The 14,512-nt window shown below is 74.1% G+C and carries 10 protein-coding genes; 7 read left to right on the top strand and 3 right to left on the bottom strand.

The window, feature by feature from the left end; genetic code table 11:
- The first annotated feature begins 118 nt into the window (after window positions 1–118).
- Window positions 119–1,066 (top strand): NmrA family NAD(P)-binding protein, encoded by a 948-nt coding sequence (locus ACFZBD_RS00490; protein WP_391132951.1) that lies wholly within the window; start codon window positions 119–121, stop codon window positions 1,064–1,066.
- Window positions 1,067–1,221: 155 nt separating this feature from the next.
- Window positions 1,222–1,806 (top strand): hypothetical protein, encoded by a 585-nt coding sequence (locus ACFZBD_RS00485; protein ID WP_391132948.1) that lies wholly within the window; start codon window positions 1,222–1,224, stop codon window positions 1,804–1,806.
- 152 nt (window positions 1,807–1,958) lie between these two features.
- Here the strand turns inward: ACFZBD_RS00485 and ACFZBD_RS00480 are convergent, their stop codons facing one another.
- Together ACFZBD_RS00480 and ACFZBD_RS00475 are read right to left on the bottom strand one after the other, a co-directional pair.
- Window positions 1,959–2,390, bottom strand: coding sequence for a response regulator (locus ACFZBD_RS00480; RefSeq protein WP_391132945.1), 432 nt, complete (start codon window positions 2,388–2,390; stop codon window positions 1,959–1,961).
- Window positions 2,387–2,755, bottom strand: coding sequence for a hypothetical protein (locus tag ACFZBD_RS00475; RefSeq protein ID WP_391132942.1), 369 nt, complete (start codon window positions 2,753–2,755; stop codon window positions 2,387–2,389). The genes ACFZBD_RS00480 and ACFZBD_RS00475 overlap by 4 nt, the downstream gene beginning before the upstream one ends.
- Window positions 2,756–2,951: 196 nt before the next feature.
- Here ACFZBD_RS00475 and ACFZBD_RS00470 point away from each other — a divergent pair, with 196 nt between their 5' ends.
- The gene (locus tag ACFZBD_RS00470; protein ID WP_391132939.1) at window positions 2,952–4,559 is read left to right on the top strand and encodes an ATP-binding protein; all 1,608 of its coding nucleotides are present in this window, start codon (window positions 2,952–2,954) and stop codon (window positions 4,557–4,559) included.
- The gene (locus ACFZBD_RS00465) at window positions 4,556–5,746 is read left to right on the top strand and encodes a SpoIIE family protein phosphatase (protein WP_391132936.1); all 1,191 of its coding nucleotides are present in this window, start codon (window positions 4,556–4,558) and stop codon (window positions 5,744–5,746) included. Before ACFZBD_RS00470 ends, ACFZBD_RS00465 begins: the two co-directional genes overlap by 4 nt.
- 118 nt (window positions 5,747–5,864) lie before the next feature.
- Here ACFZBD_RS00465 and ACFZBD_RS00460 read toward each other — a convergent pair whose 3' ends face one another.
- A complete protein-coding gene (locus ACFZBD_RS00460) occupies window positions 5,865–6,869 on the bottom strand; it encodes a GNAT family N-acetyltransferase (protein ID WP_391132932.1) in 1,005 nt (334 codons plus the stop codon).
- Between the two features lie 181 nt (window positions 6,870–7,050).
- Here ACFZBD_RS00460 and ACFZBD_RS00455 point away from each other — a divergent pair, with 181 nt between their 5' ends.
- From ACFZBD_RS00455 to ACFZBD_RS00445, 3 genes are all read left to right on the top strand, one after another.
- Window positions 7,051–8,187 carry a trypsin-like serine protease gene (locus ACFZBD_RS00455; RefSeq protein ID WP_391132929.1) on the top strand — a complete coding sequence of 379 codons (1,137 nt, stop codon included), beginning with the start codon at window positions 7,051–7,053 and terminating at the stop codon, window positions 8,185–8,187.
- A 348-nt stretch (window positions 8,188–8,535) separates the two neighbouring features.
- Window positions 8,536–9,393 (top strand): DUF4132 domain-containing protein, encoded by an 858-nt coding sequence (locus ACFZBD_RS00450; protein ID WP_391132926.1) that lies wholly within the window; start codon window positions 8,536–8,538, stop codon window positions 9,391–9,393.
- A gap of 116 nt (window positions 9,394–9,509) precedes the next feature.
- Window positions 9,510–14,366 carry a DNA-binding protein gene (locus ACFZBD_RS00445; protein WP_391135817.1) on the top strand — a complete coding sequence of 1,619 codons (4,857 nt, stop codon included), beginning with the start codon at window positions 9,510–9,512 and terminating at the stop codon, window positions 14,364–14,366.
- Window positions 14,367–14,512: the final 146 nt, after the last annotated feature.

Genomic DNA, 14,512 nt, shown 5'->3' with positions numbered 1-14,512 from the left:
CCGTCACCCTCCTGCGGGGGCAGTAGGGGCAGCCCCGGCGTGTACAGCGAGGCGGAGGGCCCGTCAGCCGTAGGTTCGCCCCGACGGCAAGGCGGCTGGGCCAGGGAGTGTGCGTGCGATGGACGACCGGCGGATCATCACCGTGTTCGGCGCGACGGGGCAGCAGGGCGGTGGACTCTGCCGCGCGATCCTCGCGGACACGGACGGCGATTTCGCCGTCCGCGCGGTGACCCGGCGGCCCGAATCCGACGGGGCCAGGGAGCTGGAGCGGCTCGGCGCCGACGTCGTACGCGCCGACATGGACGACGAGGCGACGCTCGGTCCCGCACTGGAAGGGGCGTACGGCGCTTTCCTCGTGACGAACTTCTGGGAGGACATGTCCGCCGCCCACGAGAAGAAGCAGGCGGCGGCGCTGGCGCGGGCGGCCGGGCACGCGGGCGTGCAGCACGCGATCTGGTCCACGCTCGAGGACACGCGTGACTGCATCCCCCCGGACGACGACCGGATGCCCACCCTGCAGGGCGTCTACAAGGTGCCGCACTTCGACGGCAAGGCGGAGGCCGACCACTTCTTCAACGACGCCGGGGTGCCCACGACGTTCCTGCGGGCCACGTTCTACTGGGAAAACCTGCTGGAGATGTTCCCGCCCCGGCGCGCCGAGGACGGAACCCTCGAACTCGCCTTCCCCATGGGCGACAGCCGCCTCGCCGGCATCGCCGTCGAGGACATCGGCAAGACCGCGCTCGCCCTCCTCTCCCGGGGCACCGACTTCATCGCCGCGACCGTCAGCATCGCCGGCGAGCACCTGCCGGTCGCCGACATGGCGGCCGCCATGAGCGACGCGCTGGGAGAGCCGGTGCGCTACCGCCCCGTCACACCGGACGCCTTCCGCGCCCAGGGATTCCCGGGCGCGGACGAGGCCGGCAACATGTTCCAGTTCTACGCCGACTGCGAGCAGACCTTCACCAGCGCCCGCGACCTCGACGCCGTCCGTGCCCTCAACCCCGACCTCCAGGACTTCCGCACCTGGCTGTCCACCCACCGCGACCGGTTCCACCTCGCCTGAAGCACGGCCCGCTCGGGGCGAGCACGTTCGCGGACCTGTTCACCGGCCTGTGAGCTACGGAAAGAGTGATCGCGGTGTGTAGCAACGCGCGCACGCCTAGCATCGGAAACCGTTCCTGACCCGCCCGGGGCAGTCCGTGGGAAAGCGAGTCGCCGATGCGTCACACCACCCTCCGCCGGTCCTTGATCGCCGCGGTGCTCCTCGCGGGGTCGGTGGCCTGCGCCGCCCCCGCGTCCGAGCCCGGTTCCGACGGCGAGGGAAGGCCGGAGACACAGGCCCCCACGAGCGTGGACAGTGCGACCGGATGCCCGGACGCGGCCCTGCTGGAGCCCGTCCTCGGGCGGCCGCCGTTCCATCTGGCGCGCCACGTCGCCTGGGACGACGGCGGATGGCACTGCCGGTACGAGCCGGCGGGGCGCAACCCCCTCGGCTTCCGCCTCGACGTCTTCGCCCGCCCGAAGGACGCCACCATGGGCAAGCCCGGCACGGCGTCCGGCTTCGGGGCGCTCCCCGCGTTCGGCCAGGAGGCGTCGTTCCGCACGAGCTGCCCCGACGACCCCGGCACCGGCCGTCTGAGCGCCCACTTCGCCCGCAAGGGGGGACAAGCGGCCAACACGCAGGAACTCGTCTTCGAGTCGGCCGGAGACGTGATCCACGACTGCGACCGCCAGCTCCCCCTGATGAAGGCCCTCGTCAAGGTGTTCTACGACCATCAGATCGACCCGCCGGCCCGGGGCTGAGGTCCCGGCGGGCCCGAGGCGCTCCCGCAGCCGGAGACGTGCCGGCAGCCCGGGACGAGCCTACGGCCGGAGACGCGCCGAGGCGGCAGCCTCCCCGGCTGCCGCCTCGCCTACGCGTGTCTCGAAAGTCCCGTCCGGCCGTGGGCCCAGGTTCAGGCGCGCGGCGCCCGGGTGGCCGTGTCGAGGTAGAACGCGTCGATGCTCTGGACCGCCTTCTCGAACTCGTCGAGGTTGACCGGCTTGGTGACATAGGCGTTGGCGTGGCTGTGGTACGCGCCGGCGATGTCCTCCGGGGCGGACGAGGTGGTGAGGACGACCACGGGGATCGACTGCAGTGCCTCGTCCGTCTTCAGGATCTGGAGCAGGTCCCGGCCGTTCATCCGCGGCATGTTGAGGTCGAGGACGATGAGGTCGGGCCGGACGGTCCCCGGGGCGCGCAGGTGCTCCAGCGCGGCGACCCCGTCGGTGACCTGGACCAGATTGCGGGCACCGCGCTCGGAGAGCGCTTCCTCGATGAGCATGGCGTCGGCCATGTCGTCCTCCACGAGCAGGACGTCGTAGGCGCGGGCGGGGGCGGTCATCATCGGTGCTCCGTGGGGTTGTCGCAGGAGTGGTTCAAGAGTCCGGGCCAGCGCCGTCGGGCGCCCTGCCGCGTGATGGCGCAGGCGTCGCCGAGCTCCGGATAACCGGCGCCCGCACGGGCCGCGTCCGCGGCCGCGTTCTGCTGGAGGCGCTCGGCCGCCTTCCGTACCTGGTCCAGTACGTGCAGCAGGGCCAGCGCCTGACGGGAGCTGTCCGCCTGCGGCTGCGGCTGCGGTGGGGTCGGGCCGCCCGGAAGCCGTCCGCCGGACAGCATCTGACGGGTGAGGCGCTGCGCCAGATCGGCCACCGCCGAGTCGGCGAGGGCGGCCGCCCCCTCCGGCGGCGGTGCGAAGTTCTTACCCGGCATGCCTGGCACTCTAGGCCCTCGGCAGGACCTCGACAACAATAGTTGTCCTCCGGCACTTATGGTGTGCAGGCCGCACATCGACGGGGCAGTGATCCCGGCGGCGGCCGGACAACGGTCCGCGCATGGCGCGGACGGCGTCCGGCCGTGGTGCGGACGGTGTTCACGAAGAGTCGAGACGACGGCGGAGGGTAAGGCGATGACCGGCGAAAAGGGGCTGCCGCGCCCGCGGGGTCTGTCCACATGGACGACCCGGCGGTGGCTTCGTGTGGGCGTGGCCTCGTCACTGGTGGTCCTGACCCTGCTCGGTCTGGTGGGCGCCTGGGTCCTGAGCCGGACGGCCTCGATCAGCCAGGAGCTGGTCGACGTGAAGTCCACGGCGCTGACCTCCGCGATCCGTCTCGAATCGGCCATGCTCAACCAGGAGACCGGAATCCGCGGTTACGGCCTCACCGGCAACGCGGACTTCCTCGTCCCGTACGACCGTGGGCTGAAGGACCAGCGGGAGTCCTCCGCCCGGCTCTCCGCACTGGTCGGGGACGACGCCTCCGCGGTGGCCCGCCTCGGCACCGTCGACCGGGCGGTCGAGAGGTGGCAGCGGATCGCCCGGCCCATCGCCGCCTCCCCACCCGGCACGCCCGCCCCCGCGGGCACCGTGCGCGCCGCCGAGGGCAAGGCCGCCTTCGACGCCCTGCGGACGGCGATGGCCGACCAGCAGCGGGAGCTCCAGGCCGACACCACGCGCGCGCGAAACGACCTGGTCTCCACCATGCGCCTGCGGAACTGGGTCTTCAGCGCGATCGTGGTGGTGATCGCCCTGCTCGCCGGACTGGTCTTCGAGGGGCTGCGCCGCGGCATCACCATGCCGCTGGAGAAGCTCGGCGCGGACGCCCGGGCCGTCGCCGCCGGTGACTTCGCCCACCCCATCACCCCCACCGGCCCCGCCGACCTGCGTCGGCTCAGCGCCGAGATCGACACCATGCGGCAACGGCTCGTACGGGAACTCGCCTTCACCGAGGAGGCGCGCCAGCGCCTCGACGCGCAGGCCGCCGATCTCAAGCGGTCCAACGACGAGCTGGAGCAGTTCGCCTACGTCGCCTCCCACGACCTCCAGGAGCCGCTGCGGAAGGTGTCCAGCTTCACCCAGCTCCTGCAGCGCCGTTACGGCGGACAGCTCGACGCCAAGGCGGACCAGTACATCGCCTACGCGGTCGACGGCGCGAACCGCATGCAGACCCTGATCAGCGACCTCCTCGACTTCTCCCGGGTCGGCCGGGTCCACCACACCCACCAGAGCATCGACCTCGACTCCGTGCTGAAGCAGACCCTGTCGTCCCTCAGCATCAGCATCGAGGAGACCGGCGCGGAGATCACCCACGACCCGCTGCCGAGCCTGCTCGCCGACCCCACGCAGATGGAGATGCTCTGGCAGAACCTCGTCGGCAACGCCGTGAAGTTCCGCCGCCCCGGGGAGGCCCCGCGGATCCACGTGTCGGCCGAGCGGGAAGGCGAGCTGTGGCGGTTCGCCGTCACCGACAACGGCATCGGCATCGCCCCCGAGTACGCCGAGAAGGTCTTCGTGATCTTCCAGCGGCTCCACACCAAGGACGTCTACAGCGGCAGCGGCATCGGCCTGGCCATGTGCAAGAAGATCGTCGAGTTCCACGGCGGCACCATCGCCGTCGACCCCGCCTACACCGAGGGCACCCGCATCACCTTCACGCTCGCCACCGCACCGCGCGAGAACACCGAGCAGGTGCCGGACGAGCCGGAAGCCGGTCACGAGCGCGCGGAGCGGGTGTCATGACCGAGACCACACCCCAGCCGACCGAGCCGACGTACCGCATCCTGCTCGTCGAGGACGACGAGGCCGACGCCCTGCTGGTCGAGGAGTTGCTCCACGACACCGGACTGCGCTTCGAACTGACCACCGCCGCCACCCTGGCCGCGGCCCGTGTCGAGCTCGCCGGCCGCCCGTTCGACTGCATCCTCCTCGATCTGCACCTGCCGGACCTCTCGGGCGCCGTCGGCGTCACCACCGTCCGTACGCTCGCCCCGCACACCGCCGTCGTGGTCCTGACCGGCCTCTCCGAGCGGCAGGCGGGCGCCGACGCCATGGCCGCCGGCGCGCAGGACTACCTCGTCAAGGGCAAGGTCGAGGCGGACCTGCTGCGCCGCACGGTCCGCTACGCCGTCTACCGCAGCAAGACCGAACGCGCGAGCGCCGAGGCGCAGGCCGTGCGGCTGCGGGCGGAGGAGAACGCCCGTCTGGAACGCGGACTGCTGCCGCAGCCGATCCTCGACACCAGCACCGTCACCGTCACCACCCGCTATCTCCCCGGCCGGGAGCAGGCCCTGCTCGGCGGCGACTTCCTCGACGTGGTCGAGGGCGACGACGGCGAGCTCCACGCGGTGGTCGGCGACGTCAGCGGGCACGGACCCGACGCCGCCGCCCTCGGCGTCTTCCTCCGCATCGCCTGGCGGTCCCTGATCCTCGGCGGCCACCGCGGCCCCGACCTGCTCCACCTGCTCGAACGCATCCTGATCGCCGAGCGCGGCGAGGAGTCCATGTTCGCCACGTGCAGCCTGCTCACCCTCGACCAGGAGGTGGGTACCGCCACCCTGCACCTGGCGGGCCACGACGCACCCCTGCTCACCACCGCGGAGGGCACCCGCGAGACCCCCTCCGCGCACGGTCTCGCCCTGGGCATAGCCCCGCACCTGCGGTGCTGGCCGGCCACCGTCATCCCCCTCCCCAGGACCGGCGCCCTGACCCTGTACACGGACGGGCTCACCGAAGGGCACAACGGCACGGCGGACGAACGCCTGGGGGTCGAGGGGCTGGTCGCCCTGATCGAGAAGCTGCCCCCGTCGGACCCCGGCGCACACGTCGACCTCCTCATCAAGGAGACCCGCGCCCTGAACGCCGGGCGGCACACCGACGACCTCGCCGTCCTGCGTCTGGACTGGAGCAGACGGGAGCGGGAGGCCTGAGCGGCTGACCGCCGCCGCCGCGGGGCGCTCCCGTCCCGGCCACCGGCCGCGCCCGTCGCCGTCCTGCTCGGTTTCGGCCGGGGCGGGGCGGGGCCCGGGCCGGTGGTGGCGGCTGCGGTCAGGGAACGGCGGGCGCGTCGTCCCAGGCCAGCGACGCCATCCGCCATCCCGCGGGCGTCCGCAGGAACTGGGTGGTCTTGTGGCCGGAGCCCTCGAACCACTCGCCGCGGAGGAAGCCGGACTTGCGGTACTCGCTGAACCGGTGGGCGATCGACCCGAAGACCTCGGTCCGCTCGGAGACCTCCCACTCCGAGAACTCCGTCAGCGTCCCGTCGGTGAGCATCCTCCGCCGGGGCTCGATGAACGCGTCGAGGTCGTGGACGACGGGGTCGCCCCCGAGGTTCGCGATGATCCGCCCCTCCGGGATGAAGAGGTCGCGGATGACGTCGAGGTCCGGCCGGTGGCCCCCGGTGTTGGTGAAGGCCCCGACGAACGTGCCCATCAGCCGGTCGAGTTCGGCCACGACGCCGGACCTGGCGGCCGCCTCCGCGTCGGCGGGCCACTCGTCGGCCAGGATCGACCAGACCTCGCTGTCCTGCCGCTCGCCCCGGTAGGCGAAATTCCGTCGCAGCACGCCGTCGCGGCTCATGCCCAGACGGCGGGCGACGGCGATGCTGCGCGTGTTGCCGGCGGCGACCCACCATTCGACCCGGCTCATGCCGCGTTCCCGGAACGCCCAGTCGATCAGTACCCGGCAGGCCCGGGTCACCAGGCCCCGTCCCTCCCCGGCCCGCTCCGTCCAGCAGCCGATCTCGCTCACCCCGGCGGGGCTGTCGAAGCGGGTGAACATGACGCCGCCGACCAGCGTCCCTTCCCGCCAGATTCCGTAGATCCGTCCGCCGTCCTGCGCCTGGCGGTCGGCGTAGCGGCGGAGGGTGGCGGTGGCCGACTCCAGGTCGGTGCTGAGGGAGGCCCACGGGATCCACGGGTCCACGGAGGCGCGCGCACGGTCGATGTGCGCGAGGAACTCCGGCGCCTGCCAGGGCTCCAGCGGGCCGAGCCGGGCATCGTCGCCGAGCGGCAGGGTGAACATGGGCGCCTCGCTCTCCTGGGTACGTAACAAGCGTTCGGTACGTACGTTAGCAGCGGCCGGTTCGCGTACGGAGCCCGCGGAGGTGGGTGGCCGTGCGATCCGGCCATGGCCGAGGTGCATGGTATGGACCTGACAAGTGCGACGGGCTAGCGTGGCCGCCATCCTTCCTGAGAGCGCTCTCAGGAACCCTTTTCCACGCCCGGAGGTACTTGTGAGACGTACATCCGCCCTGTGCGCCGCCGCGGCCTTCATGCTCAGCCTCGGCCTCGGCGCCGCCTACACCGGCCCGGCCAGCGCCGCCCCCGTCGGCGAGACCACCGTGTCCGACGGCCTCCTCGACGCCATGAGCCAGGACCTCGGCCTGACGAAGAGCCAGGCCCGGGACCGCCTGGAGGCCGAACGGACGGCGGCGCGCGTGGAGCGCGACGCCCAGCGGACCGCCGGTCCCTCCTACGGCGGCGCGTGGTTCGACCCGACAGCGGGACGGCTCGTCGTCGCCCTCACCGACCGCGGAGAGGAAGCCGACGTCCGCGCTCTGGGCGCCGACACCCGGCTCGTCCGGCACAGCGCCGCCGCGCTCGACCGCACGAAGACCCGCCTCGACGCGCTCTCCGCCCCCGACGGCGTGGCCGGCTGGCACGTCGACCCCCGCTCCAACAGCGTCGTCGTCACCGTCGTCCGCGCCGACCGGTCCCGAGCCGCCGTGCGCGCCTTCGTCGACCAGGCCCGTGCCACCGGCCCCGTCACCGTCGAGGAGACCGCGGCCGCGCCCCGTACGTACGCCGCCGGAACCGTCGGCGGCGACCCCTACTACACCGGCAACGTCCGCTGTTCCATCGGCTTCTCCGTCCACGGCGGCTTCGTCACCGCCGGACACTGCGGACGGGCCGGGGCCGCCGTGCGCGGCTGGGACGGCTCCGCGATGGGGACGTTCCAGGGCTCCTCGTTCCCCGGCGACGACTACGCGTACGTGAGCATCCACAGCGGCTGGTGGACCGTGCCCGTCGTCCTCGGCTGGGGGACCGTCCCGGACCGCCTCGTCCGAGGATCGGCGGAAGCCCCCGTGGGCGCGTCGATCTGCCGCTCCGGCTCCACCACGCGCTGGCACTGCGGCACGGTCCTCGGCAAGAACCAGACCGTCAACTACAGCCAGGGCGCCGTGCACCAGATGACGAAGACCAGCGTGTGCGCGGAGGGCGGCGACTCGGGCGGCGCCTTCATCAGCGGCGACCAGGCCCAGGGAGTCACCTCCGGAGGCTGGGGCAACTGCTCCTCCGGCGGCGAGACCTGGTACCAGCCCGTCAACGAGATCCTCGGGCGCTACGGACTGACCCTGCACACCGCCTGACCCCTCTCTCCCCCCCCGCACCGGCCGTGCCGGCCCCTTCCACGGGCCGGCACGGCCGGTGCGTCCGCGTCGAGGCCGGGTTCCCGGTGGGGCGTGACCGACCGCCCGCCCCTTGCCGCCCCTGGGCTCGCCCCCGTCGCCCTCCCGGCCGCGCTCGCCCTCGTCCGCAAGGCGCGCACCCGCGCAGCGGTGTGACGTTCCGTCCGCCGTCCCCGCGCCGCCTTTCCCCACCCGAGCGTGCGTTGTCAGTGGCCCTCGTTACTGTCCTCTCATACCGCGGTTCAGGGGCTTCGACCCCGTCGTTCGAGCTGCGCGGATTCTGACGGAACAGGCGGAGGGGCACGGCTGATGGCGTGGCTGGCAGCGGGTGAGGCGTACGAGATCACCCTCGATGACGGGCGTGTGGTCGCACGACGCGCCGGGGGACGGCAGTTGAAGAGCCTGCCGAAGGCATTGCGGGACCATCCGGACGTCGATCGGCTCCGGCGCCTCGCCGAATGGCTGGACCGGCACGTCGCTTCCTGCGTCGCCCAGGTCGATACCTGGATGGTGTCCTCGCTCCCCGTGCCCACCGAGCTGATCGCCCGCGTGTGGCCCGACGAGGCGTGGCAGTCCGCCCTGCGCGACATGGCCGTGGTGGGCGACGACCCGGACGAGGTCGGCTTCCTGCGCGACGCCACCGCGGACGGCGAGCTGAAGGTCGTCGACCTCGACGGCGAGACGGTACGGCTCTCCCCGCGCACCGTGACCTTCCCGCACCCCGTCCTCCTGCCGGACCTCGACGACGTGCGGGACTTCGCCGCCGAACTGGGCATCACCCAGCGGGTGGAGCAGATACACCGCGCCACATGGGCCAAGCCGGACGCCGCGCACCCCGCGACGGCGACGGAGTCACGGGAGTACGCGGGCGGGAAGTACGCCTCCCGCTTCGGCCTCGCGGCACGCGCCACGAGCCTCGGCTACCGCGTCTCCGGCGGCTACGCCACGGCCAAGGTCCGTGACGGCGGACGCGGCACGGAGGCGTCCGTCTGGATCGGCGAGCCGTACTGGGACGGGGAGTCGGAGACCGGCGCGCTCAGCTGGCACGACGAGGACGGCCGCGCGATACGGCTGAACGACGTCGGGCCCGTCGCCTGGTCCGAGGGGATGCGCATGGCCGCGGCGCTCTACGCCGGCCGCACGATCGAAGAGGGTGGGGACGCGTGACCAGCACGACCGCTTCCGGCGGCACGACGACGGCGGCCGGCACGCCGGCTTCCGGCGACGACACCGCGACGACCGGGACCGCCTCCGCCCACGCGGAGCTGCTCAAGGCCGGGGCCGTGCTCCCGGTCGGCACCGAGGACGCGGGCGCCTCGGCGGTCGCGCTGACCGCGCGGAGCTACGGCCATCCCGTGCTCGGCGAGGACCGGGTCGTCATCCGCCTCGCCGCCGCCGAACTCGGCCCCGCCGAGGACCTCGCCGCCGGCTTCCTCGGCCTCGAGCCACAGGGAGAGCCGGTCGTGGTGGGCCTCGGCCGGCGCCGGGAGCTGGGCTTCCCGGAATGGGTGCTGGTGCACCACCCGGAGGACGGGCACCACGCCCTGGCGGTCGTGCCCGAGCTGGACCGACTGGCCCGGCAGGCGAAGACCAAGCCCAAGGCCGCCCTGGACGCCTGCCAGGAACTGGCCGGGCGGCTCGCCTCCGCCGTCCCGCACTTCCTGCCCGTCTTCTACGAACAGACCGCGCGGATCTTCCTCGCCGTCGAGAACACCACCTACGCCGGCCAGCTGTTCGGCCGCGCCCGCACCAGCGAGGCCCAGCACGGGCTGGCCGTCGACGAGGACCGACTCGACGCCGTCTTCCTCGAGTTCGCCCTCGCCGGGGCGCTGCCGGTGAAGGTGCTGAGCGGCTACGGCAAGGAGCTCGCGGCCCGGCTCGACCCCGCCGAGGCATACGCCCGCTACCGCCGGCTCTGCGTGCGCCGCACCGCGGGCGGACTCGCCCCTTCCGCCCAGGCCGCCGTGGAGCTGCGGCGCTTGGCCCGTGCCGCCGGCCTGTCCGGCGACGAGGCGGAACAGGAGTACCTCGCCGAGCTCCTGCCGCTGCCGGCCACGCTGCGGGCCGCCTCCGGCTGGTGGAAGTCGCACCGCGCGGCGCTCGTCGCCCTGGCCTGCCGTACGCCGGCCGTACGCGGCACGCTGCTGTCGATGACCCCGCCCGGGGACGACGGCGACCTGAGCGACCGCTGGCTGGGGATCCTCTCCGAATCGGGCGCCGAAGCCGGCCTGACCGCGGACGTACCCCCGGAGGAGCGCTGCGCCGACGGCGCAGCGGGCTGGCTGGAGCGCTACCACGCGGCCAGGCACCGGGGTTGGGGCCCGCGCCCCACGCCGCCCGCCCTGCTGGACCTCGTGCGACGCGCTGCCGGGCGGCTGCGCGCCGACCTGGCGGCACGCCCCGCCGGTGAGGAGGTCCTGCGGATCGGCGTCGAGGACGTCGACCTCCTCGACCTGCTGCTCTCGCTGGGCATCCCGGTCGCCGCCCCGACGGCCGACGCCCGCAACGGCCACCGCGATGTCCTCAACCTCACGGACTGGGCCGCCGGAGAGAGCCGCCGGGACCTCGTCGCGCTCGAAGCCGACCCCCGCTTCCGCCCCGCCTTCCGGCGCAGCGCGGACAACTGCACCGAAGGCTCCACCGGGGTGACCGTGATGCGCCGCCTCGCCGAATCCGCCGGCGGCCGGCCGATGCTCACCGAGTGGATGCGCGACGTGGCCGGCGCCTCGGTCGCGGCCGGGCTGCCCGGTCTGCCGAAGGCGATCGCCCGGCTGTCGTGGCTGCCCGCAGAAGCCTTGGCGCTTGCGCCGCGGGAGGTCGCGGCGGCGGTCGGCGCCGACCTCGGAGCCACCCTGGCACGCACCCTGCGCGGCGGCCTCTTCGAGGAACTGACCTGGCCTGCGTGGGAAGAGGCCCTGGCGGAGCTGGCCCCGGGGCGCCACCACGTCGACGACCTGACCGTCGTCGAGGCCTGGCCGTACCTGATCGTGGCCGGCACCAGCCAGGTCCGCGTCATCGACGCCGACTCCACCGTGCTCACGCACGACCTGCGCGTGCCCCAAGGCTCCCACCGCCGGTACGGCTTCCACTACGTGGACGGCGCACTGCTGGTGTTCTGGAGCGGCTACGGCCACAGCGCCGGCACCCAGGCCTACTGGCACACCGCGCCCGACCACGTGTTCACCCTGGACGGGCCCGGCTATTGGTCCTTGCGCTCGGAGCACCTCAGCCTTCCGCTGCCCGGCGGCGGCCGCACCACCGGCGGCGGTGTCCTGCACCGCGGGGACACGAAACTCCCGGCCGAACGCCCGGTGCTGTCCGACGGCACCTCGTTCTGGGTGTGGGAGCAGGGCGAGCGGCACGGCGACGGCGGCTGGGCCGAGTACGACCCCGCCCAGGGCGTCCAAGGCCGGCGCTCGCAGCCCGGCTTCCTCGCCGACGCGCTGCGCCCCCACCCCGCCGGAGCCGAGCTCGCCGCGTACTCCTCGTGGGTACGGCCCGCGGTGACGGCGAACGGCCCCGTGCCGGGCACGTCCGCGGACGGCCTGCTGGGCTGGCGGGTCGTCCGGCTGCCTGGCGGCGGCTGGTACGCCGAGGACACCGCCGGGCGTGCCGTCACCGTGCCCCGGGGCTCCGTCCTGCCGATCGCGGCCCTCACCTTCCCCGGTGACGACCGGCCCCGCGCGTTGACCCACCAGTGGCGCGCCCTGTCCCTCCACGACCCGGACGGCGTGGTCACGACGACGAGCGCCGGCGACCGGAGCGAGCTGTACGGCACAGCCGCCGCGGCCCTCCCGCCGCTCGCCTTCCTGCACATGCTGAGGCCCCGTGACCCGCGCGGGTCGGCCGCCCTGCGCGCCGCCGACGCGGAGAGCGCCGGCACCCTTCTGAAGGCGGCCGCCGTGGCCGACCGCGCGGCGGACCTTCCGGCGCTGGTGAGCACCGCGCTGCCCGCCCTCACCGCCCCCGAGCTGATCGCCGGCGTGGCCAAGGCGCTGGCCTTCGCCGTCCGGCAGCGCAAGGCCCTGGACGCCGTGGCCGCCCGGCTCGACCCGGCGGCCGGACCCACGGCGCCCCGCGTCGAAGGCCCTGCGGACTCCCTGATCGCCCAGGCGTTGAACGGAGTCATGGCCTCCGGGTACTCCCGGTGGGGCGCCGACTCCGACGTGACCCACCGCTTCCTGAACGGGCTGGCGGCCGCCCGGGCCGACACCTCCGCCACGCCACCGCCCGGACGGGTCCACTTCGACCTGCCGACGCTGCCGTACTCCGGCCTGCCCTTCACCCCCCTCCTGGACGACCCGGCCGCCCTCGCCTACCGCGCCGTCGCACCCGGAAGCGATGCGGAGCACCGGGCCGCGCTGCTCGACGTGCTCGGCCTGGTCGACACCCTCGGACTGGCCTCGGCGGCGGGCTCGGCCGGCCACTGGCGCCGCGTCCTGGTCCACCTCGGCACGCCGTATCTGCACACCCCCGACGGCCTGGAGCGCGGCCACGCCCACCGCAGCGTGCTCCCGCTCGGCGGCGGAGCGGCCCTCGGCATCACCGAGCACCACGCCGGCGTCGACGACGGGCGGGAGTTCGGGGCGCTGCTGTACGACCCGACCGGCCGTTTCGAGGTCCCCGCCCCCTACACCGTGCGCGACGTCACGGCCGTGGGGGACCGCACCCGCGGCCCCGGCTGGCTGACCGCCTTCCTCCGGGAGGCCAAGGCCCACGCCGAAGCCCCCTTCCTCCCGGAGGCGGCCGAGGAGTTCGGCCGTCTCACCGGCACGTCGAAGGCGCTGGCCCGGCTCGTCCTCGCGGGCATGCCGGGCGTGGACAGCTGGGAGAACAACTTCCTGCCGGCGGAGCTCCGCAAGACCCTCGGCCTGAAGGTGGCCGAGGCGCGGGAGGCCCGCGACCAGCTCCGCACGCTCACCGTCGAGGTGCGGCGGGCCGTGGTGGCGGCGCTCGTCCCCGAGGACCCGGCGCGGCTGTGGAGCGACGGGCCCGACGCGGCAGCGGCGGCGGCCGTGTGGAACGCCCGCGTGGGACGGCGGACGCCGGTGCCCGACTGGCTGGCCGCGGAGGCGGCGCGGGCCGCCCGCGGGGGCTGGCCCGCCCACCAGGCGCTCTCGGCCCTGCTCGACCCGGCGTCGTCCACGGAGCTCGGCGCCGACGTCCCCTGGCACATCGAGGGCGACAAGGCGGCGACCGTCGCCCCGGCCGAGGCTCCGTTCACCTCGACCGTGTTGACGGGCGCGATGGGCCTGACGGCCTGGCTGGCCCACCGGCTGCCCGCCGGCGATCCCGTACGGGCGACGCTGCCCAGCGCGCTCAGCGCCGTACGGCAGCGCCTGGCCGCACCCGAACTGCTGCTCGCGGCCGGGCACTACACCAGCCTCGCGGACTTCCGGAAGGTCGCCGGAACCCCGACCGAGACGGCACCCGACCACGAGCGGTACGGCGCGGTGCTCATGGCCACGTACGACGGCCAGCCGCAGCCGGCCGTGCGCCCCGTGCTGCTGGACTCCACCGGATCCGACCCGTACCTGCCCGCCCTGCGCGGCCAGGACCAGCAGCCGACCGCGCTGGAAGCGGCGCTGCGGCGCGCACACGACCCGGCGTTCGCCCGGCTCCTCGCCGACCCCGGCGCCCCCGCGTCCGGAGAGCGGGACGCGGAGGGCACGTGGTGGCCGCAGGACCCGTCGCGGTCGGTGCCCGCGCTGGTGGCGGAGGTCGCCCGGGCCCACGCTCTGGGGGACGACGCGGCGACGCTGTACCTGACGCTGCTGGCCATGCCCGACCCCACCGACCGCAACACCGCGCGGTGGACCGGATGGAAGCCGGCCCGCCTCAAGGCGGCCCGAGCCGAACTGGCCGCCACGGACCTGGTGGTGTCGGCGGTACGGGCCCGCGCGGGACGCTCCCTGTTCCTGCCCGGCGGCTGGGCCGAGCAGACGTCACCCGGGCTCCCCGTCGAGCAGTGGAAGCTGCCGATGTACGGGCCCGTGGCGGGCGGCAGGCCGGTCCTGGGGGCCCTGGTGCCGACCGAACCGGCCACCGAGCTGTACGCCCGAGCGTGGCAGCGGATCCTCGACGGCGACGTCCCGCGCTTCGAGGAGCTGAAGGTCCGCCGCACCAGGCGCCGCCGCTGACCCCCGCCGCCGTCCAGAGCGGCGCGGCACGACCGCCCACCGCCGTCCAGAGCGGCGCGATGGCCCACCGCCCTGGTCCGGACGGCGCGGCCCGGGCCGCGCCGTCCGCCCTCAGGCGCGGCGCACCCCGCCCGGGTGCGCCGCGC

It is taken from the genome of Streptomyces sp. NPDC008121, from assembly GCF_042957155.1.
Lineage (GTDB): Bacteria > Actinomycetota > Actinomycetes > Streptomycetales > Streptomycetaceae > Streptomyces.
This window is presented reverse-complemented; position numbering and strand designations above follow the sequence as displayed.